The sequence below is a fragment of the Comamonas endophytica genome (genome assembly GCF_023634805.2).
Classification (GTDB): domain Bacteria; phylum Pseudomonadota; class Gammaproteobacteria; order Burkholderiales; family Burkholderiaceae_C; genus Comamonas; species Comamonas endophytica.
Window position 1 is genome coordinate 2,540,369 of record NZ_CP106881.1, and the last position, 17,652, is coordinate 2,558,020.

Sequence of the window (17,652 nt, forward strand, 5' to 3'; positions counted from 1 at the left end):
AGCCCGCAATGACGCCCGAACAACGCAAGAAGAACCTGCGCCTGGCATTGATCCTGGCCTCGATTGCCGCCGTCTTCCTGGCGGGCTTCGTGGCCAAGATGCTGTGGCTGGGTGCGCAGTAGAAGGGCCGCCATGGGACTGCGCCAGGAAAACCTGAAGATGGTCGGCAAACTGGCCGTGATCGCGGTCGGCATGTTTGCCTTCGGCTATGCGCTGATCCCGATCTACAGGCATGTCTGCGAGGCGCTGGGCATCAACATCCTGGCGATCTCCGAGCGCCAGGTGCCGGGCAACGGCCAGGCAGGGCCGAACGTGAAGCTGCCGGCCAACACCCAGGTCGACACGAGCCGCACCATCACCGTCGAGTTCGACGCCAACGCGCGCGGGCCCTGGCATTTCGCGCCGCGCCAGCGCTCGGTCAAGGTGCGCCCGGGCGAGCTCACGGTGGTCGAGTACGAATTCCAGAACGTGCAGAACCGGCGCATGGCGGCGCAGGCCATCCCCAGCTACGCGCCGCACCAGGCGGCCGCGCACTTCACCAAGCTCGAGTGCTTCTGCTTCAGCCAATACACGCTCGATCCGGGCGAGAAGAAGGAATGGCCCGTGGCTTTCGTGATCGACCCGCGCATCCCGAAGGACGTGCACACCATCACGCTGTCGTACACCTTCTTCGAGGTCGGCGGCAAGACTCCGCCGGCGCCGGCGTCGGCGCGCCAGGCGCAGCTGCCCGTGCCGCCGGCCAGGGAGCAGGCGTCATGACGGAGCACGAGGCACCCAAGAAGGGCGGACGGCTGCGCACGGCGCGCGCCGTCGGCTGGGCGATGCTGGGCGTGCGCAAGGGCAGTGATTATCAGAAGGATGTGGAGAGCATCACCCCGCTGCAGGTGGTGGTGGGGGGGCTGGTGGCCGTGGTCGCGCTGGTCGCGGGCCTGATCTTGATCGTGAACTGGATCGTCTGAGCCGCAGGGCGGCGGGCGCATGCAAGGACCTTAGGAGCTGGATATGAGTGGAACTGCAAAGGGCGCAACACCCTACTACTATGTGCCCGGCGAATCGCGCCATCCGATCATGGCGGCGGCGGGCCTGTTCTTCGTGATCCTGGGCGCGGGGCAGTGGGTCAACGGCCACGCATGGGGCAAGTGGAGCCTGTTCTTCGGGCTGGCCTGGTGGCTGCTGGTGCTCTACCAGTGGTTCCGCGATGCGATCCGCGAAAGCGAAGGCGGGCTGTACGGCCGCAAGATCGACCTGTCGTTCCGCTGGAGCATGAGCTGGTTCATCTTCTCCGAAGTGATGCTGTTCGGCGCGTTCTTCACCGCGCTGTGGTGGGGCCGCGCGCACTCGGTGCCGGCGCTCGGCGGCCTGGAGAATGCCTTGCTCTGGCCCGACTTCAAGGCCGTCTGGCCCAGCATGGCGGTCGGCGCCACGGCCTCGCCGGCCGGCACGGTCGAGCCCTTCCAGACCGTGGGCCCGTTCTGGCTGCCGACCATCAACACCGCGCTGCTGCTGACTTCGGGCGTCACGCTCACCATCGCCCACCATGCGCTGCGCGAGAGCCACCGCGGGCGCACGATTGCCTTCATGTGGGCCACGGTGGTGCTGGGCTTCATCTTCCTGTGCGTGCAGGGCTACGAGTACTACCACCTCTACACCGACCTGAACCTGAAGCTGTCCTCGGGCATCTTCGGCTCGACCTTCTACATGCTCACGGGCTTCCACGGCTTCCATGTGCTCGTCGGCATGCTGATGCTGTTCTTCATCACGCTGCGGCTGCACCAGGGCCACTTCACGGCGGACAAGCACTTCGGCTTCGAGGGCGCGGCCTGGTACTGGCACTTCGTCGATGTGGTGTGGCTGGGGCTTTATGTGCTGGTCTACTGGATGTAAGCAGCGGCTGCGGAAAATCCGTTCGTCCCGGCCCCGAGCCTGACGAAGGATCGAAGGATGGACGGGCCCTCGCTTGCAGCCTGCTAGCGTCCCACCGCCAGCCCCGTAGGCTGTATATACCCCAGCTTCCAGCTGAGCAGCAGGCACAGGAACAGCAGCACCGACAGCCCCACGCGCAGTGCCAGCGCGCGCGCCATGTGCTGGCTGCGGCGGCGGTTATCCTCGGCGTTGTCCTCGGAGCCGTTGCGCGGGCGGCGCATCATGAAGAACAAGGCGCTGCCCAGGCTGGCGAGAATGCCCAGAAAGGCCAAGGCAATGAAGATTTTCATGAACAGCATTATCCGGAGAGCAGCAGCGCGATGCCAGCGGGATCGCCCCTAGGTGTGCGCTTCTGGCTGATCACCCTTGCGGCGGCCGTCGGCATCGCCGGCACCGCCGCGCTGGGCCGCTGGCAGCTCGACCGCGCGGCGCAGAAACAGGCGCTGGCTGCGGCCATTGAAGCCCGCGGGCGGCAGGCGCCGCTCGATGCTGCGGCATTGCATCGGGCGCTCATTGCCGCGCCGGAACAGCTGGTCCACAGGCCGGTGGCGTTGCAGGGCCGCTGGCTGCCACAGCACACGGTCTATCTGGACAACCGCCAGATGCAGGGCCGCCCCGGCTTTTTCGTGCTCACGCCGCTGCAGCTGGGCGGGCCGGAACCCGCAGTGGTGCTGGTGCAGCGCGGCTGGATCGCGCGCAATTTCCAGGACCGCACGGCACTGGCGCCCGTGCAGACGCCTGCGGGCCAGGTCATGGTGGCCGGACGGCTGGCACCGTCGCCCGCGCGGCTGTATGAAATGGCATCCGGGGCGGACCCGGTTCCCGCAGCGTCGCCCATCCGACAGAATCTCGATCTGGCCGCTTTCCGCAGGGAGACCGGCCTGCCGCTGCTTGCCCTCAGTGTCGTGCAGACCGGCGCGGACAGCGAAGGGCTGCAGCGCCAATGGCCGCGCATCGATGCCGGCGTTGGCAAGCACCACGGCTACGCATTCCAATGGTTCGGGCTCAGTGCCCTGATGGCGGTTCTCTATGTCTGGTTCCAAATCTTCCGACGCTTCCATTCCCCTCACCAGTCCGCCTGAGCATGCCGAGCCGCTGGACCTGAGCGTGCATGGCCTGCCGGCGGCGGGCGCGGCCCTGGGGGCGGAGCAGCGCACCCGGACGGGGCGGTGGCAGATGCTGGCCGTGCTGCTGGTCTGCGCGGCCCCGGTCATTGCGTCGTACTTCACCTATTACGTGGTGCGGCCCGAGGGCCGGCGCAATTTCGGCGAACTGATCCAGCCGCAACGCCCGCTGCCCGAGATGGCCGCACGCACGCTGGGCGGCGAAACGGTGGCGCTGACTTCGCTCAAGGGCCAGTGGCTGCTGGTCAGCGTGGCGGGCGGGCAGTGCAATGCGGCCTGCGAGGAGCACCTCTACCTGCAGCGCCAGCTGCGCGAGGGCCTCGGGCGCGAGAAGGAACGGCTGGACTGGGTCTGGCTGGTCGACGACGCAGCCGAGATTCCCGCGGCGCTGGCGCCCGCCACGGCCCAGGCCCGGGTGCTGCGCGTCGATGCGCAGGCCCTGGCCTCCTGGCTGCAGCCGGCCGAGGGCCAGCGCGTCGAAGACCATCTCTATCTGGTGGACCCGATGGGCAACTGGATGCTGCGCATGCCCGCGGCGCTGGACAGGTCCAACGCCGCCAAGGCCAAGCGCGACCTCGACCGGCTGCTGCGCGCGTCCTCTTCCTGGGATCAGCCCGGCCGGCCAGCGCTGCAACCGTGACGCATGGCGAGGAATTCACCTGCCTGCAGGTGTTTCTCCATACGCTGTTATCGTTTGCGGGTCGTATGGCAGGAGTTCCGGCGCTACCTGTGGCAGCCTTGATACCGGCTCGGGCTTCGGCGTCCTTGGCGCCATCATCCCGACGCCCTGGCGCGCAAGACCTTCAGCTCTTTGCTGATCCATCCGGGCCTGCCTTTTGCCGCATCGTTGGCGGACCACTCTGTTTTTGAAGATCATGGAAAAAAGATTGTTTTTGAAGGGTGCGCTGGCTTCGGCGCTGGGCATCGGCATGGCGGGGGTGCTGGCTGGCTGCAGCCGCGAAACCAAGGCCAGCTTCCAGGGCGTGGACGTGACCGGCGCTGAATACGCGCGCGACTTCTCTCTGCCCGATGCGCAGGGCCGGCAGCGCACGCTCAAGGACTTCGCCGGCAAGGTGGTGGTGGTGTTCTTCGGCTACACCCAGTGCCCCGATGTCTGCCCGACCTCGCTGCAGGAGCTGGCCGAGGCCAAGCGCCAGCTGGGCGCCGAGGGCGATCGCCTGCAGGGCGTCTTCGTCACGCTCGACCCCGAGCGCGACCAGCCCGAGGTGCTCAAGGCCTATATGGAGAGCTTCGACCCCAGCTTCGTCGCGCTGCGCGGCACGCCCGAGCAGACGGCAGCCATGGCCAAGGATTTCAAGATCTTCTACAAGAAGGTCGAAGGCCGCACGCCGCAAAGCTACACCCTCGACCATTCGGCTGGCAGCTATGTGTACGACACCCAGGGCCGCCTGCGCGTCTATCAGCGCTATGGCAGCGGGCCGCAGGTACTGACAGCGGATGTGAAGGCGTTGTTGACAGAGAAGGCGTAAGCCCTGGCGCAGGCCCTGAGGAAGGGCCTGCGTCAACTCACTGCGCCGTGATCTTCTGGCTCCGGATGATCTCCCCCATCACTTGCACATCGGTGCGGATGCGGTTGGCCAGGCCTTCGGACGAGGTGCCCGCCACCTGCCAGCCCTGGGCAAACAGCTTGGCGCGGATGTCCGGGCTGCGTGCGATCTCGCTGAACAGCGTGCCCAGGCGCTGCACCAGCGGCTGGGGCATCGAGCGCGGCGCGGCCACCGCGTTCCAGATTTCCATCTGGTAGTTGGCAATGCCGGCTTCGGTCAGGCTCGGGTATTCGGGCACCAGCGAGGAACGGTTGGTGGAAGTCACTCCGATCACGCGCAGCTTGCCGGCGCGCGCCTGGGCCGCGGCCATGGCCGGGGGCAGCAGCGCCAGCTGGATCTGCTCGCCGATGATGCCGTTGATCACCTGCGGGTTGCCGGGGTAGGGCACATGCAGCGGCGCAATGCCGGCGCGCGCCTTGAGCAGTTCCATGCCGATATGCGCGACGGTACCTATGCCGGGGCTGCCGTAGCTCCAGCGGTCGCCGCTGGCGCGCGCGGCCGCGAAGAACTCTGCGGCCGTGGCGCCGGGGGCATTGGCGGACGCGGCCAATGCCAGCGGGGCGGTGGCCACCAGGCTCACCGGCTGCAGATCCTTGAGCGGATCGTAGGTGGCCTTGGGGTTGATCAGCTTGGCAATGGTCATGTTGCCATTGATCATCAGGCCCAGCGTGTGGTCGTCGGTGGCATGCGCCACTGCCTCGGCGCCGATGTTGCCGCCGGCACCGACCTTGTTCTCGACCACCACCGGCTGGCCCAGCAGCCTGGCCAGCGGCTCCGCCAGCGTGCGCGCGACCAGGTCGGGCGACGACCCGCCGGGAAAGCCGACGATCAGCTTCACCGGGCGCGTGGGCCAGGGGGCAGCGCCTGCCTGCGCGCAGGCCACGGCCGGAACGGCGGCGGCCACCACGGCGCAGGCCGCCGAGGCCAGCAGCGTGCGGCGGGTCAGTCTGGAAATCATGCGAACTCCTCGGATCGTTATCGGTAGGTGTGACTGGCGCGCCATGAAAAAAGCGCACTGCCCGACAGGGCAGTGCGCCGATTATCTCCGCCGCAGAATCAAGCGTATTCGGCCAGCGTCTTTTTCATCTTCTTCATCGCGGCCGCCTCGATCTGGCGGATGCGCTCGGCGCTCACGCCATAGACGGCGGCGAGTTCGTGCAGCGTCATGCCGCCCGAGCCATCGTCGTTGACCTTGAGCCAGCGCTCCTCGACGATGCGCCGGCTGCGCTCGTCCAGGCCGCCCAGCGCCAGGCTGATGCCGTCCGTGGCCAGCGCGTCGCGCTGGCGCGACTCGATCATTGCCGTAGGCTCATGCGAGCCATCGGCCAGGTAGGCGATGGGGCCGAAGGCGTTCTCGCCGTCATCGGCGGGCGAGGGATCGAGCAGCACGTCGCCGCCCGACATCCGGGTCTCCATCTCGATGACTTCCTCGCGCTTGACATTGAGCTTCTTCGCGACGGTGTCGACCTGCTGCGCGCTGAGCGTGTCGCGGTGCGTGCCTTCGTCCAGCGCCGCGGCGTCGGCCTTCAGGCCCTGCTTCATCGAACGCAGGTTGAAGAACAGCTTGCGCTGGGCCTTGGTCGTGGCCAGCTTGACCATGCGCCAGTTCTTCAGGATGTATTCGTGGATCTCGGCCTTGATCCAGTGCATGGCGTAGCTCACCAGGCGCACGCCCTGGTCGGGGTCGAAACGCTTGACGGCTTTCATCAGGCCGACGTTGCCCTCCTGGATCAGATCGCCATGCGGCAGGCCGTAACCCAGGTATTGGCGCGAGATGGCCACCACCAACCGCAGATGCGACATCACCAGACGGCCGGCTGCGTCCAGATCGCTGTCATTCTTGAGGCGACGGGCGTAGTCCTGTTCCTCTTCCAGCGTGAGCATGGGAAGGCGGTTGACGGCCGTGATGTAGGCATCCAGATTGCCCAGCGGGGGCACCAGCGCCCAGGGGTTGGCTGGTGCCAGGGTGGTCGTCGCAGCGGTTGCGGATGTGGAGGTCATTGAAGTCCTTTCTTCCATATCTTCATATTAGCAGTCTATTAGAGGGAGTGCTAAAGGCGAAGTTCCTTAACCATTGACGGCCTGTGCCAACCTCATCCGTAGGTCGCGCCTGACCTTGCCTCCAGGTTGGGCTCCAGCGCCCATCTAGACTGTTTGCCTCTTTGCTTCACATTCCAGCATGTCCTCTGAACCATCCTGGGTCGCACTGTGCGTCGTCACCACGACGGTGGCCAGTGCCGAAGACGCACGGCAGTTGGCCGTAACCATGCTGCAGGCACGGCTTGCGGCCTGCGTGCAAACCGAGCCCATCACTTCCCACTACTTCTGGCAACACGCATTGCAGGAGGAGAACGAATGGCGCGTGGTGTTCAAGACCCTGCCCGACACGCTGCCGCAGCTCATGCAGCGGCTGCGCGCCGAGCACCCCTACGAGGTGCCGCAGCTGCTGGTGCGCACCGAGCAGTGCCTGGGGGACTACACGCAGTGGGTGCGTGACTGCCTTTAGCTGAGCAGCGCCTGCGCGAACTCGCGGGCGTTGAAGGTCTCGAGGTCCTCGAGCTTCTCGCCCACGCCAATGAAGTACACCGGAACGGGGCGCTCCTGCGCGATCGCGGCCAGCACGCCGCCCTTGGCGGTGCCGTCGAGCTTGGTCACGATCAGGCCGGTCAGTTGCAGCGCGTCGTCGAACGCGCGCACCTGCGCCAGCGCGTTCTGGCCGGTGTTGCCGTCGATCACCAGCAGCACCTCGTGCGGCGCCGTGGCATCGGCCTTGGTGACCACGCGGCGGATCTTCTTGAGCTCCTCCATCAGGTGCAGCTGGGTGGGCAGGCGGCCCGCGGTATCGACCAGCACCACATCCTTCTTGCGCGCCTTGCCCGCCGTCACGGCATCGAAGCTCACGGCCGCGGGGTCGCCGCCCTGCTGGCTGACGATCTCCACGGTATTGCGCGTGGCCCAGACGCCGAGCTGCTCGCGCGCGGCCGCGCGGTAGGTGTCGGCCGCGGCCAGCAGCACGCTGGCGCCTTCGTCGGCCAGATGCTTGGTGAGCTTGCCGATGGAGGTGGTCTTGCCTGCGCCGTTGACGCCCGCGACCATGATGACGGTGGGCGTGAACTGGCCGATCACCAGCGGCTTTTCCAGCGGCTGCAGCAGGTCGGCAAGCGACTGGGCCAGCAGTTCCTTCACGGCCGCCGGGTCGGTGGCCTTGGTCTCCTTGACGCGGCGCTTGAGGTCGGTGAGCAGATGCTGCGTGGCCTTGACGCCGGTGTCGGCCATCAGCAGCGCATCTTCGAGCTCTTCATACAGCGCTTCGTCGATCTTGGTGCCGGTGAACACCGTGGAGATGCTGGAGCCGGTCTTGCGCAGACCGGCCTTGAGCCGGCCCAGCCAGTGGGCGCGCTCCGCCGGGGGCACCGCGGGTGCGGGGACTGGCATGGGTGCAGGCACAGGCACGGGTGCGGCGGGCGGGGCAGGAGGGGGGAGCGCTGCGCTGGCGGGAACGGCCGGCGCCGGCGCCGGCTTGCCCGCGCCGAACATCTGGCGCAGGCGGTCCATGGCGCCCGGCGCGGCCGGCGGACCTGACGCTGGCGCCGCGTCCGACCCGCGGGCGGCAGACTCCGGGATAATCTGCGGATCAATTTCCGGCACGGGTGCGTGCTGGGTAGGCGCGGACGCGGGCGTGCTCGCCGGCTCATCGGCAGGCGGCACGGCGGAAGGAAGGGGCTTTTTTTTGAAAAAACTGAACATTGGCAGGTTCGTAGAATCTCAGCATTCTATGAAACGTGCTCTTACCCTCCTGGGCCTCGTGGCCTGTCTGAGCGCCGGAGCGGAAAATCTCGCTGCGGCAAACCCTTCCCCTGGTGCTCCACCCAGTGCATCCGCCAGTGCTGCCCGCGCGCAGCAGTTCACGCTGTCCAACGGCATGCAGCTGATCGTCCAGCAGGACCGGCGCGCCCCGACGGCGGTGCACATGGTCTGGGTGCGCGTGGGCTCCATGGACGAGGTCGACGGCACCTCGGGCGTGGCGCATGTGCTGGAGCACATGATGTTCAAGGGCTCGAAGAAGCTGCGCGCGGGCGAGTTCTCGCGCCGCGTGGCGGCGCTGGGCGGGCGCGACAACGCCTTCACGAGCCGCGACTACACCGGCTATTACCAGCAGATCCCCGCGCAGCGCCTCGAGGATGTGATGCGGCTCGAGTCCGACCGCTTTGCCAACAACCAATGGCCCGACGAGGAATTCCGCAGGGAGCTCGAAGTGGTCAAGGAAGAGCGGCGCATGCGCACCGACGACCAGCCGCGCGCCGCTTTGTTCGAGCAGTTCTATGCGACGGCCTACAACGCCTCGCCCTACCGCCGGCCCGTGGTGGGCTGGATGAGCGACCTCGAGGCCATGACGCCGGATGACGCGCGCGCGTTCTTCCGCAAATGGTATGTACCGTCCAACGCGGCCGTGGTGGTGGCCGGCGATGTCGATGTCGCCCAGGTGCGCCGACTGGCCGAGAAGTACTACGGCAGCATCCCCGCCCGCGCCACGCCCGAGCGCAAGCCGCGCACCGAGCCGGCGCAGCTGGGCCTGCGCCGCATCACCGTGAAGCTGCCGGCCGAGCAGGCGCTGGTGGCGCTGGGCTTCAAGGTGCCGGGCATCTCGCAGTTGGAAACGCTGGGCCCGCAGGACCAGGATGCGCTGGCGCTGCTGGTGCTGTCCGAGGTGCTCAGCGGCTATGACGGCGCGCGCCTGGAGCGTGCACTGCAGCAGGGGCCGCAGCGCGTGGCGGATTCCGCCGGCAGCTCGGCTTCCGTGCTGGGCCGCGGACCGAGCATGTTCATGCTCACGGGCATCCCGGCCGCGGGCAGGACCACGGCGCAGGTCGAGGCTGCCCTGCGCGAGCAGGTCCAGCGCGTGGCGCGCGAAGGGGTCGCACCCGCCGAGCTCGAGCGCGTGAAGACGCAGTGGATCGCCAGCAATATCTATGAACGCGATTCGGTGTTCAACCAGGCGCAGGGGCTGGGCAGCTACTGGAGCATGCAGTTGCCCATCGATGCCGAGGAGCGCCTGCTGCAGCACCTGCGGAGGGTCACTTCGGCGCAGGTCCAGGACGTGGCCGCGCGCTATTTCGGCGACGACCAGCTCACGGTCGCCACGCTGGAGCCGCAGCCGCTCGATCCGGGCAAGCCCCGGCGCCCCGAGTCCGCTGGCGACCAACCCCTGCATTGAGCATGCCCCGGAGTGACCGCATGAAAGTTTTTTCCGCAAGAACCGCCAGCTGCCTGCTGGCCCTGACCGGCGGCCTGCTGGCCTCGCCCGCCTGGGCGCTGCTGCCCATCCAGCACTGGACACAACCCAGCGGCGCCAAGGTCTGGCTGGTCGACAGCCCCGGCATTCCAATGGTCGATGTCCAGGTCGCGTTCGACGCCGGCAGCCGGCGCGATCCCGCCGAGCAGGCCGGCCTGGCCTCGGCCGTGGCGCTGATGGCCTCCAAGGGCGTGAGCGCCAGCGGCAATGCGCCGGCGCAGGATGAGAACGCGCTGGGCGAGGCCTGGGCCGACCTGGGCGCCAGCTTTGGCGCGGGCGCCGACGATGACGGCTTCAGCTATTCGCTGCGCTCGCTCACCGATCCCGCGCTGCTGACCCGTGCCGCGCAGCTGGCGGCGCGCCAGATCGCCGAGCCCAGCTGGCAGGAGGACATCTGGCTGCGCGAACGCGCGCGCTGGAGCGCGGCCATCAAGGAGTCGGACACCCAGCCGGGCACCGTCGCCGCCAAGGCCTTCTCGGCCGCGGTCTATGGCGGCCATCCCTATGGACAGCAGAGTTCCGCCGCCACCCTGGAGCGCATCGACGTGAGCGCCATGCAGTCCTTCCACCGCAGGCTGATCAACGCCTGCAGCGCGCGCGTGAGCATCGTGGGCGCGCTCGACCGCGAACAAGCCGACCAGCTGGTCCAGCAGCTGCTGGCACCGCTGCAGGCCCGCGACGCCGCTAGCCGGCCGGCCGGCAGTGCCTGCCCGCAGCAGCCCGCGCTGCCCGAGGTGCCGGCGCTGGCCGAGGCGCGCAATCTCGACATTCCCTTTGCTTCGGCCCAGGCCCATGTGCTGATCGGCCAGCCGGGCATCACCCGGCGCAACCCCGACTTCCTGGCGGTGATGGTCGGCAACCACATCCTGGGCGGCGGTGGCTTCACCTCGCGGCTGATGGAGCAGGTACGCGAAAAGCGCGGTCTGAGCTACAGCGTCTCCAGCAGCTTCGCGCCAGGCCTGCATGCGGGGGCGTTCGTCATCGGCCTGCAGACGCGTTCCGACCAGGCGCCCGAAGCCATCAAGGTGTCGCAGCAGGTGCTGGCCGATTTCGTCGCCAGGGGCCCCACCGAGGCCGAGCTGCGCGAAGCCAAGGACAACCTGATCGGCGGTTTCGCGCTGCGCATCGACAGCAACCGCAAGCTGCTGGCGAATGTCGCCAACATTGCCTGGAACGATCTGCCGCTCGACTATCTGGAGCACTGGACGAAACGCGTCGAGGCATTGACGGCCGACGAGGTGCGTGCCGCCATGGCGCGCATGCTTCAACCCGAGCGCATGGTGACCCTGTCCGTGGGAGCCCGCAAGCCATGAGCCGCTCCCGCATTCACCTGGATGTGCAATCGATGGCAGTCGGCGATGCCATTGCCGCGCTGGAACGCAAGACCCGGGGGCGCAAGCTGCCCGAAGCGGCCGAGGCCCCGGCGCCGGCCAAAGGCAAGGCGGTCAAGTCTGCCCCGGCGAAGCCCGGCGCCAGCGGCGCCGGCGAGATCCGCATCATCGGCGGCCAGTGGCGGCGCACGCGCCTGCCCGTGGCTCAGCGACCGGGCCTGCGGCCCACGCCCGACCGCGTGCGTGAAACACTGTTCAACTGGCTGGGCCAGGACCTGAGCGGCTGGCGCTGCATGGACGGCTTCGCAGGCACCGGCGCGCTGGGCTTCGAGGCCGCCTCGCGCGGCGCCAGGGAAGTCGTCATGGTCGAGCTCGATGCGGGCCTGGTGGCGCAGCTGCGCAGCCTGCAGCAGCGCCTGGGCGCGTCAGCCGTGAAGGTGCAGCGCGGCGATGCGCTGGGTGCCCTGCAGCAAGTGGCGCCAGGCAGCTTCGACCTGGTGCTGCTCGATCCTCCGTTTGCCGAGAATGCGCTGTTCCTGCCCGCGCTGCGCGCGGCCTGCAGCGCTGTCGCCGCCAATGGCTGGATCTATCTCGAGGCGCCCGCCGAGTGGGACGACGTGGCGCTGGCGCCGCTGGGCCTGGTGCGCCAGCGCTACCTCAAGGCCGGCGCGGTGCATGCCCATCTGCTGCGCAAGGGGGACGACCCGGGCGCCTGAGGCAGCCCCGGGGCGGGATGAGGTGCTGCGGCATAATCGCCCGCAAGGCGCAAGCCCTGCGCCATTGCCGCTACCTTGGAGAACTTCCCTCATGGCCGACAACGTCCTTGCCGTCTATCCCGGCACCTTCGATCCGATCACCCTGGGCCATGAGGACGTGGTGCGGCGCGCGAGCCAGCTGTTCGGCCGGGTGATCGTGGCAGTGGCGGCGGGGCACCACAAGAAAACCATGTTCAGCCTCGAGGAGCGCATTGCCATGGTGCGCGAGGCCGTCAAGCCCTATCCGCAGGTAACGGTGGAAAGCTTCTCCGGCCTGTTGCGCGACTTCGTCGTGCAGCGCGGCGGCAAGGCCATGGTGCGCGGGCTGCGCGCGGTCACCGACTTCGACTACGAGTTCCAGCTGGCCGGCATGAACCGCACGCTCATGCCCGATGTGGAAACGGTGTTCCTCACGCCCAGCGACAAGTTCCAGTTCATCAGCAGTACTTTCGTGCGCGAGATCGCCACGCTGGGCGGCGAGGTCGACAAGTTCGTGTCCGCCGATGTGTATGAGCGCCTGCGCCAGAAAGTCGCCGGGCCGATGGCGGGGTGAGCGCCAGAGCGCCGGGCATCACATTTCCGGGGAAGCGGCCTCGTCGACGTACTGCAGCTCGCTGTCATAGCGGTGCTGCTGCAGCAGCTCATGCACCCACAGCAGCTTGCACCGCGCCCCGGCTGACAGCGCAAAGGGGTAGGCATCGAGGTGGCCCAGGCTGCGGTTGAGGCTGTTGAGCAACAGCGTCAGCGGCACCCATTGCTCGAGCATGGTGGCGAAGTCCGGCCTGTTGGCGCCAAACGGGTTTTCCACGCGCTGGTCGTGCGGCTGCGCCGGATCGGGCACGGTCACGCGGGTGTGGTAGCTGGCCGCGGTCTCCAGCAGGTCCACCATGTGCAGGTAGTGGGCCCAGGTCTCGGCCCAGTCTTCCCAGGGGTGCGACTGCGCATAGCTGCTGATGAAGCTGTCCTGCCAGCCGGTGAGCTTGTCTTCCTTGGCGTAATAGCGCTGCAGGGCTTCGCCATAGTCCTCGCGCTCGTCGCCGAACAGGATGCGGAAGCGCTCGAGGTTGGGGGTGTCCTTGATCAGCAGATCCCAGAAGAAGTGCCCGCATTCGTGGCGCAGATGGCCGATCAGGGTGCGATAGGGCTCGTTCAGCGAGATCCGCCGGCGGGCGCGTTCTTCGTCATCGGCCTCGGCCACATTGAGCGTGATGGTGCCGTTGTCATGCCCGGTCATCACGCGCGGCTGGCCTTCGAGGTCTTCCAGCAGGTGGTAGACGGGGGCGCGTTCGCCCGGCCTGGGCCGCAAGCCAAGACGTGCCAGGTTGTAGTACAGCAGCCGCTTGGCTGCCTCGATCTGGCGCCAGCGCCTGAGGTTGGCGAGATCCGAGAGGTCGGGCAGCCAGCGCGTCTGGCGGCAGGACACGCACAGCGCATGGGGGTCGCTGTCGTCCACGGTGAAGTTGCAGGCCTTGTATTCGGTACGGTTGCGGCAAAAGCGCTGGACAGCGGATGTTTGGGCACCCTTTTGCCCGGTGCGCCGCCACCTGTCGTTTTCGAGCGGCTCCATGGCGGCTATCTCCAGCGACTGCGGCAGGAACGCCAGCGTCGCTCCGCAGTGCAGGCACTCCACACTGTCGAAAAAAACCAGATGACCGCATTGGTCGCAATTGAATACCTGCATACACACCTACCTACGACGAACAGGGCCGGAATCGCTTCCGGCCCAGGTTCATGAGCGCTGTCGGGCCCGTTGCCGGGCCCGGCAGGTCAAGGGCGCACCACGATGCTGTTGCGCACTTCACGCACATGCTTGGTGGAGCGAGCGATCTGCTCCGCGCGGGTCTTTTCCGCCTGGGTCTTGGCGAAGCCCGACAGCTGGACCGTACCGTTCAGGGTCTCGACGCTGATCGAGCTGGCGGCCACGGACTTGTCTTCGGCCATCTTGGCCTTCACGGCGGTCGTGATGCCTGCGTCGTCCATGTAGGCGCCGACCGACTGCTGGTCGCGGAACACGGAGCAGCCCGTGGCGGCCACCAGGGTGGCGCCGGTGACGACGGCAAAAGCAATGGCGCGGGTGAATTTCATGGTTTCTTCCTTTTAGTGATGCGGCTGGCGCACATGGAACACGGGTTTTCTCGATGTTCCAGTGGCCGGGAACCAAAATGAACAGGTATGCCGTGGGTCCGGGCCGTGAAGCGGCGGCGATCAGGGGCCGCCACAGGCTTCAAACGCAGCCCGGCAATGCCATCGGCTCAGCGACGCGAGCGCGAGCCCCACATGAAGGCGGTGGCGATGGCGGCACCGGCGGCGGCGGCCATCACCAGCGACTTCGCGGGCTGCTCGACCACGTAGCGGTTCGTGGCTTCGGCTGCGCATTGCAGCTGCTGGCGTGCACGCTCGGAAGTGTCGGCGCAGAAGTGGATGCTGCGGCTGGCGAGTTCCTGGGCGCGGGCGGCCAGGTCGTCAATGACGGGGGCAACCTGCTTCTGTGCGGATTCCAGGCCTTCCTGAACCTTGTCGGCAGCCTCGGTGGCAGCCTTGCGGGTGGCGTTCACGCCTTCTTTGGCGGTTTCTGCAGCACTGTTCACGCCTTCCTTGGCGCTGTCGGCAGCGTTGTTGACCAGGTTCTTGGTGGCGTCGGCGGCTTTCTGGGTATCGGCGTTGTTGTTCATGTTCATGGAATCCTCCGTTGAAGTTTGCGGGTGTGGCAGGGGGCCTGACGGGTTCAGCGCTTCTTGAGAAGGCTGAGCACGAATGTCACGATGGCCATGATCACGAAGACGTAAAACAGGATCTTCGCAATGCCTACGGCACCTGCGGCAATGCCGCCGAAGCCGAAGACGGCGGCAATCAGGGCGATGACCAGAAAGATGACAGCGTAATGCAGCATGCAGTTCTCCTATGAAAGCGTGCAGGAGCAAGTCTGAAGAGTGCTTGCTGCCAGCAGTGCTGTAACAACAACTCTAGGGGCCGGACCATTGCGGCGCTGCCAGTGTCGGGCGAGGCCCATTGTCAGCTTTGTGGAGGTCAAAGGAGTCGTCCCGCTCCTACACTTGCCGCCGTGCAGCCAGGCCGCGGGCCTGGCTGTTTCTCATGCCGCAATCGCAGGGGCGGGCGCGGCGGCGGTGACCGGGATCACCGCGGAGATGGTGGTGCCCTTGCCGACTTCCGATGACACCGTGAGCCGGCCGCCTGCAGCCTCGACGCGGTGGCGCATGCCGGCCAGCCCATGCGAGTTCAGGCGCACGGTGCCGGTCTCGAAGCCTTCGCCGTCGTCCTGGATCTGCACCGCGACATAGGTCGGGTAGTTGTGCACCGTCACGACCGCGTTCTTGGCCTTGGCGTATTTGCCGATGTTGGTCAGCGATTCCTGCACGATGCGGTAGACCGTGAGCTGGGTGGTCTCGGGCAGGTCCACCGGTTCGAGGTTGGCTTCGACCTCGATGTTGCTGCGCTGGGCGAATTCGCGCGTGAGGATCTCCAGCGAGGTGATCAGCCCCAGGTTGGCAAGGGAGGAGGGGCGCAGGTCCTCGATGATGCGGCGCTTGAGTGCGATGCCGCTGTTGAGCGCCTCGATCAGATGCTGCACGCGCTCGGAGATCTCCGGCGTGGACATGTCGATGCGCGACTTCAGGCGCGCCACGTCGAGCTTGGCTGCCGTCAGCAGCGCGCCCAGCTCGTCATGCAGCTCGCGCGCCAGATGGCCGCGCTCGTCCTCGCGCACCTGCTGGAGGTGGTTGGCGAGCTCGGTCAGGGTGGCGGTGCGTTCGCGCACCAGCTCCTCAAGGCGCAGGCGTTCGTCGCGCTGCAGTTCCTGCTCGCGCTCGTGCGAGGCCTGCAGGCTGTGGGCCTGGCGCAGGTACATGTAGAACGCCAGCAGCCCGATCACCGTCACCGTGGCGATGCCGATGCGCGACAGCAGCAGCGACTGTTCGATGTTGGCCTGGCTGATGCGGCTGCGCTCGGTGGTGCTCTCCATCAGGTTCTGGCTGTAGGCACGGATCGCATCCATGTTCTCCTTGCCCAGGTCGGTGAACATGACGAAACGCCAAGCTTCCTCGTTGCCCTGGCGGTACAGGCGCAGGCTCAGCTCCATTTCGGAGAGCTTGCGTGCCACCTGGCGCGACAGCGGCGCGAAGGTGTCGAGATCCGGGCGCGAGGCCATGAAGATGTTGCGCAGGTTGTCGAGATTGCCGTTGACCGAGGCCACTGCCTTCTCGTAGGGCTCGAGATAGCGTTCGTCGTTGGTCAGCAGGTAGCCGCGCATGCCGGTTTCGGCATCGAGCATGTTCTGCAGCAGCATGCTGAGCGATGCCCGGGCATTGTGGATGTGTGACAAATTGTCCAGCGCATCGCGCGAACGCTTGTAACCCACTTCGTTGATGCCAACGAGCAAAACGGCTGCCAAAATGGCAAGTGGCAAGCTGATGGCGAGCCTGCGTAGTTGTGACCAGCGCATGAAGTTCCTCCTGGTGCGGAGTTTCAGCGAGTTATTCTGCATAATCAAGACACCTCGATACACCGTGGCCCAGCAGGTGTGTCGTAACTAAGTGTTCACTTGTGGTAGCTAAAGGGCAGTTGCCCGCCCAAAGAGGGAGAGAAACTTCAATGATCAAGATAGGCATTGTGGATGACCACGCGATCGTCCGTTCGGGTTTGCGTCAATTTTTATCGGAGCACGTGGATTTGCGCGTGGTGGGGGAGGCCTCGAACGGCCGCGAGGCCATTGACCTGGTGCGCGAGCAGGAAATCGATGTGCTGCTGATGGACCTGTCCATGCCCGGGCAAAGCGGCCTCGACGCGCTGGCCATGCTGCGCGCCAAGGCGCCTGACATGGGGATCCTGATCCTCAGCGGCTATCCTGAAGAGCATTACGCCATCAACCTGATCCGTCAGGGCGCGAGCGGCTATCTCAACAAGGAATGCGATCCGCAGGAGATCGCCGAAGCCATCCGCACCATCGCACTGGGGCGGCGCTATCTGACCCCGGCGGTGGCCGACCTGCTGGCGCAGCAGCTCAACCGCAAGGATGACGCACCGGCCCACGAGCAGCTCTCGGAGCGCGAGTTCCAGGTGTTCCTCAAGCTGGCGCGCGGCGAGACCGCGGGCGACATCGCCAAGTCGCTGTCGCTGAGCGTGAAGACCGTGAGCACTTACCGCACACGGTTGATGGAGAAGATGGCGCTGTCCTCGAACAGCGACTTGACCTACTACGCGCTCAAGAACCGTTTGATCGATTGAGCAACGCGCTCTTGTGATCCGCGCTGACCTGGATGCAATAGTCCACCAGCGCGTCGATCTCATTGGATTTGTCGAAGACTGCGTCGACCCCGAGCTGCGCACAGCGCGTGCGCACGTCGGGCGTGGCGTAGTTGCTCAGCACCACGATCTTCTGGTGCGGCAGCCGCTTGCCACAGGCGGCGAGTACCCCCAGCCCACTGCCCTGGCGCAGGAACAGGTCCAGAATTGCGAGATCCCATTGCTCGGCATTGCGCGTCAGCCAGTCAGTGCCATCGGACTCCGTTTCGGCGATCCCCACTGATTCGATTTCGGCCAGCTCTTCCAAAGTCGCAATCAGGTTTTCTCGAATGGTGGCATTGTCTTCAACAATATACGTACGCAATTTCACGGTGTTGTCCAGGTTATGGGCGGCGGCCG

The 17,652-nt window shown here is 66.5% G+C and carries 23 protein-coding genes; 13 read left to right on the plus strand and 10 right to left on the minus strand.

Features of this window, described 5'->3' with window-relative positions; translation table 11 throughout:
• Positions 1 to 8: 8 nt before the first annotated feature.
• Genes M9799_RS11465 through M9799_RS11480 form a run of 4 tightly spaced genes read left to right on the plus strand, consistent with a single transcriptional unit; the run spans position 9 to position 1,884 of the window.
• Positions 9 to 122 (plus strand): cytochrome oxidase small assembly protein, encoded by a 114-nt coding sequence (locus tag M9799_RS11465; RefSeq protein ID WP_231041807.1) that lies wholly within the window; start codon positions 9 to 11, stop codon positions 120 to 122.
• A gap of 10 nt (positions 123 to 132) precedes the next feature.
• The gene (locus M9799_RS11470) at positions 133 to 759 is read left to right on the plus strand and encodes a cytochrome c oxidase assembly protein (protein WP_231041808.1); all 627 of its coding nucleotides are present in this window, start codon (positions 133 to 135) and stop codon (positions 757 to 759) included.
• Entirely contained in the window at positions 756 to 959 is a 204-nt protein-coding gene (locus M9799_RS11475; RefSeq protein WP_231041809.1) for a DUF2970 domain-containing protein, read from the plus strand. The genes M9799_RS11470 and M9799_RS11475 overlap by 4 nt, the downstream gene beginning before the upstream one ends.
• A gap of 43 nt (positions 960 to 1,002) precedes the next feature.
• Complete coding sequence (locus M9799_RS11480) at positions 1,003 to 1,884, plus strand: cytochrome c oxidase subunit 3 (RefSeq protein ID WP_231041810.1); 882 nt, start codon at positions 1,003 to 1,005, stop codon at positions 1,882 to 1,884.
• A gap of 83 nt (positions 1,885 to 1,967) precedes the next feature.
• Here the strand turns inward: M9799_RS11480 and M9799_RS11485 are convergent, their stop codons facing one another.
• Complete coding sequence (locus tag M9799_RS11485) at positions 1,968 to 2,222, minus strand: twin transmembrane helix small protein (RefSeq protein ID WP_231041811.1); 255 nt, start codon at positions 2,220 to 2,222, stop codon at positions 1,968 to 1,970.
• A gap of 21 nt (positions 2,223 to 2,243) precedes the next feature.
• Between M9799_RS11485 and M9799_RS11490 the strand changes: the two genes are divergently transcribed.
• The 3 genes from M9799_RS11490 to M9799_RS11500 all read left to right on the plus strand — a co-directional run bounded on the left by M9799_RS11490 (position 2,244) and on the right by M9799_RS11500 (position 4,537).
• Positions 2,244 to 3,005: an SURF1 family protein gene (locus M9799_RS11490; protein ID WP_231041812.1), complete on the plus strand. Its 762-nt coding sequence runs from the start codon at positions 2,244 to 2,246 to the stop codon at positions 3,003 to 3,005.
• Positions 2,953 to 3,687, plus strand: coding sequence for a hypothetical protein (locus tag M9799_RS11495; RefSeq protein ID WP_231041813.1), 735 nt, complete (start codon positions 2,953 to 2,955; stop codon positions 3,685 to 3,687). The genes M9799_RS11490 and M9799_RS11495 overlap by 53 nt, the downstream gene beginning before the upstream one ends.
• A 235-nt stretch (positions 3,688 to 3,922) precedes the next feature.
• Positions 3,923 to 4,537, plus strand: coding sequence for an SCO family protein (locus M9799_RS11500; RefSeq protein ID WP_231041814.1), 615 nt, complete (start codon positions 3,923 to 3,925; stop codon positions 4,535 to 4,537).
• 37 nt (positions 4,538 to 4,574) lie between these two features.
• On the opposite strand, the gene M9799_RS11505 is transcribed toward M9799_RS11500, so the two are convergent.
• Together M9799_RS11505 and rpoH are read right to left on the minus strand one after the other, a co-directional pair.
• Positions 4,575 to 5,573, minus strand: a complete 999-nt coding sequence (locus M9799_RS11505; protein ID WP_231041815.1) for a Bug family tripartite tricarboxylate transporter substrate binding protein — start codon at positions 5,571 to 5,573, stop codon at positions 4,575 to 4,577.
• 98 nt (positions 5,574 to 5,671) lie between these two features.
• Positions 5,672 to 6,616, minus strand: coding sequence for an RNA polymerase sigma factor RpoH (gene rpoH / locus M9799_RS11510; RefSeq protein WP_231041816.1), 945 nt, complete (start codon positions 6,614 to 6,616; stop codon positions 5,672 to 5,674).
• Between the two features lie 178 nt (positions 6,617 to 6,794).
• On the opposite strand from rpoH, the gene cutA reads away from it, so the two are divergent.
• A complete protein-coding gene (cutA, locus tag M9799_RS11515; protein ID WP_231041817.1) occupies positions 6,795 to 7,121 on the plus strand; it encodes a divalent-cation tolerance protein CutA in 327 nt (108 codons plus the stop codon).
• On the opposite strand, the gene ftsY is transcribed toward cutA, so the two are convergent.
• A complete protein-coding gene (gene ftsY, locus M9799_RS11520) occupies positions 7,118 to 8,362 on the minus strand; it encodes a signal recognition particle-docking protein FtsY (RefSeq protein WP_231041818.1) in 1,245 nt (414 codons plus the stop codon). The two genes, cutA and ftsY, sit on opposite strands and share 4 nt — an antisense overlap.
• A 28-nt stretch (positions 8,363 to 8,390) precedes the next feature.
• On the opposite strand from ftsY, the gene M9799_RS11525 reads away from it, so the two are divergent.
• From M9799_RS11525 to coaD, 4 genes are all read left to right on the plus strand, one after another.
• Positions 8,391 to 9,830: a M16 family metallopeptidase gene (locus tag M9799_RS11525; RefSeq protein ID WP_231041819.1), complete on the plus strand. Its 1,440-nt coding sequence runs from the start codon at positions 8,391 to 8,393 to the stop codon at positions 9,828 to 9,830.
• A 20-nt stretch (positions 9,831 to 9,850) separates the two neighbouring features.
• Positions 9,851 to 11,221, plus strand: coding sequence for a M16 family metallopeptidase (locus tag M9799_RS11530; RefSeq protein ID WP_231041820.1), 1,371 nt, complete (start codon positions 9,851 to 9,853; stop codon positions 11,219 to 11,221).
• Entirely contained in the window at positions 11,218 to 11,955 is a 738-nt protein-coding gene (gene rsmD, locus M9799_RS11535; protein WP_231041821.1) for a 16S rRNA (guanine(966)-N(2))-methyltransferase RsmD, read from the plus strand. The genes M9799_RS11530 and rsmD overlap by 4 nt, the downstream gene beginning before the upstream one ends.
• A gap of 91 nt (positions 11,956 to 12,046) precedes the next feature.
• The gene (gene coaD / locus M9799_RS11540) at positions 12,047 to 12,547 is read left to right on the plus strand and encodes a pantetheine-phosphate adenylyltransferase (protein ID WP_231041822.1); all 501 of its coding nucleotides are present in this window, start codon (positions 12,047 to 12,049) and stop codon (positions 12,545 to 12,547) included.
• An 18-nt stretch (positions 12,548 to 12,565) separates the two neighbouring features.
• Here coaD and M9799_RS11545 read toward each other — a convergent pair whose 3' ends face one another.
• From M9799_RS11545 to M9799_RS11565, 5 genes are all read right to left on the minus strand, one after another.
• On the minus strand, positions 12,566 to 13,675 hold the full coding sequence (locus tag M9799_RS11545; protein ID WP_231041823.1) for a zinc-binding metallopeptidase family protein: 1,110 nt from the start codon (positions 13,673 to 13,675) through the stop codon (positions 12,566 to 12,568).
• Between the two features lie 86 nt (positions 13,676 to 13,761).
• A complete protein-coding gene (locus M9799_RS11550; RefSeq protein WP_231041824.1) occupies positions 13,762 to 14,079 on the minus strand; it encodes a BON domain-containing protein in 318 nt (105 codons plus the stop codon).
• Between the two features lie 167 nt (positions 14,080 to 14,246).
• Positions 14,247 to 14,672, minus strand: coding sequence for a hypothetical protein (locus M9799_RS11555; protein WP_231041825.1), 426 nt, complete (start codon positions 14,670 to 14,672; stop codon positions 14,247 to 14,249).
• A 47-nt stretch (positions 14,673 to 14,719) separates the two neighbouring features.
• Positions 14,720 to 14,884, minus strand: a complete 165-nt coding sequence (locus M9799_RS11560; RefSeq protein ID WP_231041826.1) for a DUF1328 domain-containing protein — start codon at positions 14,882 to 14,884, stop codon at positions 14,720 to 14,722.
• A 201-nt stretch (positions 14,885 to 15,085) separates the two neighbouring features.
• On the minus strand, positions 15,086 to 16,453 hold the full coding sequence (locus tag M9799_RS11565) for a sensor histidine kinase (protein WP_231041827.1): 1,368 nt from the start codon (positions 16,451 to 16,453) through the stop codon (positions 15,086 to 15,088).
• Positions 16,454 to 16,602: 149 nt separating this feature from the next.
• Between M9799_RS11565 and M9799_RS11570 the strand changes: the two genes are divergently transcribed.
• On the plus strand, positions 16,603 to 17,235 hold the full coding sequence (locus M9799_RS11570) for a response regulator (RefSeq protein ID WP_231041828.1): 633 nt from the start codon (positions 16,603 to 16,605) through the stop codon (positions 17,233 to 17,235).
• On the opposite strand, the gene M9799_RS11575 is transcribed toward M9799_RS11570, so the two are convergent.
• Positions 17,213 to 17,623: a response regulator gene (locus tag M9799_RS11575; protein ID WP_231041829.1), complete on the minus strand. Its 411-nt coding sequence runs from the start codon at positions 17,621 to 17,623 to the stop codon at positions 17,213 to 17,215. The two genes, M9799_RS11570 and M9799_RS11575, sit on opposite strands and share 23 nt — an antisense overlap.
• Positions 17,624 to 17,652 lie beyond the last annotated feature (29 nt).

Coding starts and splice junctions, on each gene's coding strand:
- M9799_RS11465 (WP_231041807.1), top strand. CDS start 9: ATGACGCCCGAACAACGCAAGAAGAACCTGCGCCTGGCATTGATCCTG.
- M9799_RS11470 (WP_231041808.1), top strand. CDS start 133: ATGGGACTGCGCCAGGAAAACCTGAAGATGGTCGGCAAACTGGCCGTG.
- M9799_RS11475 (WP_231041809.1), top strand. CDS start 756: ATGACGGAGCACGAGGCACCCAAGAAGGGCGGACGGCTGCGCACGGCG.
- M9799_RS11480 (WP_231041810.1), top strand. CDS start 1,003: ATGAGTGGAACTGCAAAGGGCGCAACACCCTACTACTATGTGCCCGGC.
- M9799_RS11485 (WP_231041811.1), bottom strand. CDS start 2,222: ATGCTGTTCATGAAAATCTTCATTGCCTTGGCCTTTCTGGGCATTCTC.
- M9799_RS11490 (WP_231041812.1), top strand. CDS start 2,244: ATGCCAGCGGGATCGCCCCTAGGTGTGCGCTTCTGGCTGATCACCCTT.
- M9799_RS11495 (WP_231041813.1), top strand. CDS start 2,953: ATGTCTGGTTCCAAATCTTCCGACGCTTCCATTCCCCTCACCAGTCCG.
- M9799_RS11500 (WP_231041814.1), top strand. CDS start 3,923: ATGGAAAAAAGATTGTTTTTGAAGGGTGCGCTGGCTTCGGCGCTGGGC.
- M9799_RS11505 (WP_231041815.1), bottom strand. CDS start 5,573: ATGATTTCCAGACTGACCCGCCGCACGCTGCTGGCCTCGGCGGCCTGC.
- rpoH (WP_231041816.1), bottom strand. CDS start 6,616: ATGACCTCCACATCCGCAACCGCTGCGACGACCACCCTGGCACCAGCC.
- cutA (WP_231041817.1), top strand. CDS start 6,795: ATGTCCTCTGAACCATCCTGGGTCGCACTGTGCGTCGTCACCACGACG.
- ftsY (WP_231041818.1), bottom strand. CDS start 8,362: ATGTTCAGTTTTTTCAAAAAAAAGCCCCTTCCTTCCGCCGTGCCGCCT.
- M9799_RS11525 (WP_231041819.1), top strand. CDS start 8,391: ATGAAACGTGCTCTTACCCTCCTGGGCCTCGTGGCCTGTCTGAGCGCC.
- M9799_RS11530 (WP_231041820.1), top strand. CDS start 9,851: ATGAAAGTTTTTTCCGCAAGAACCGCCAGCTGCCTGCTGGCCCTGACC.
- rsmD (WP_231041821.1), top strand. CDS start 11,218: ATGAGCCGCTCCCGCATTCACCTGGATGTGCAATCGATGGCAGTCGGC.
- coaD (WP_231041822.1), top strand. CDS start 12,047: ATGGCCGACAACGTCCTTGCCGTCTATCCCGGCACCTTCGATCCGATC.
- M9799_RS11545 (WP_231041823.1), bottom strand. CDS start 13,675: ATGCAGGTATTCAATTGCGACCAATGCGGTCATCTGGTTTTTTTCGAC.
- M9799_RS11550 (WP_231041824.1), bottom strand. CDS start 14,079: ATGAAATTCACCCGCGCCATTGCTTTTGCCGTCGTCACCGGCGCCACC.
- M9799_RS11555 (WP_231041825.1), bottom strand. CDS start 14,672: ATGAACATGAACAACAACGCCGATACCCAGAAAGCCGCCGACGCCACC.
- M9799_RS11560 (WP_231041826.1), bottom strand. CDS start 14,884: ATGCTGCATTACGCTGTCATCTTTCTGGTCATCGCCCTGATTGCCGCC.
- M9799_RS11565 (WP_231041827.1), bottom strand. CDS start 16,453: ATGCGCTGGTCACAACTACGCAGGCTCGCCATCAGCTTGCCACTTGCC.
- M9799_RS11570 (WP_231041828.1), top strand. CDS start 16,603: ATGATCAAGATAGGCATTGTGGATGACCACGCGATCGTCCGTTCGGGT.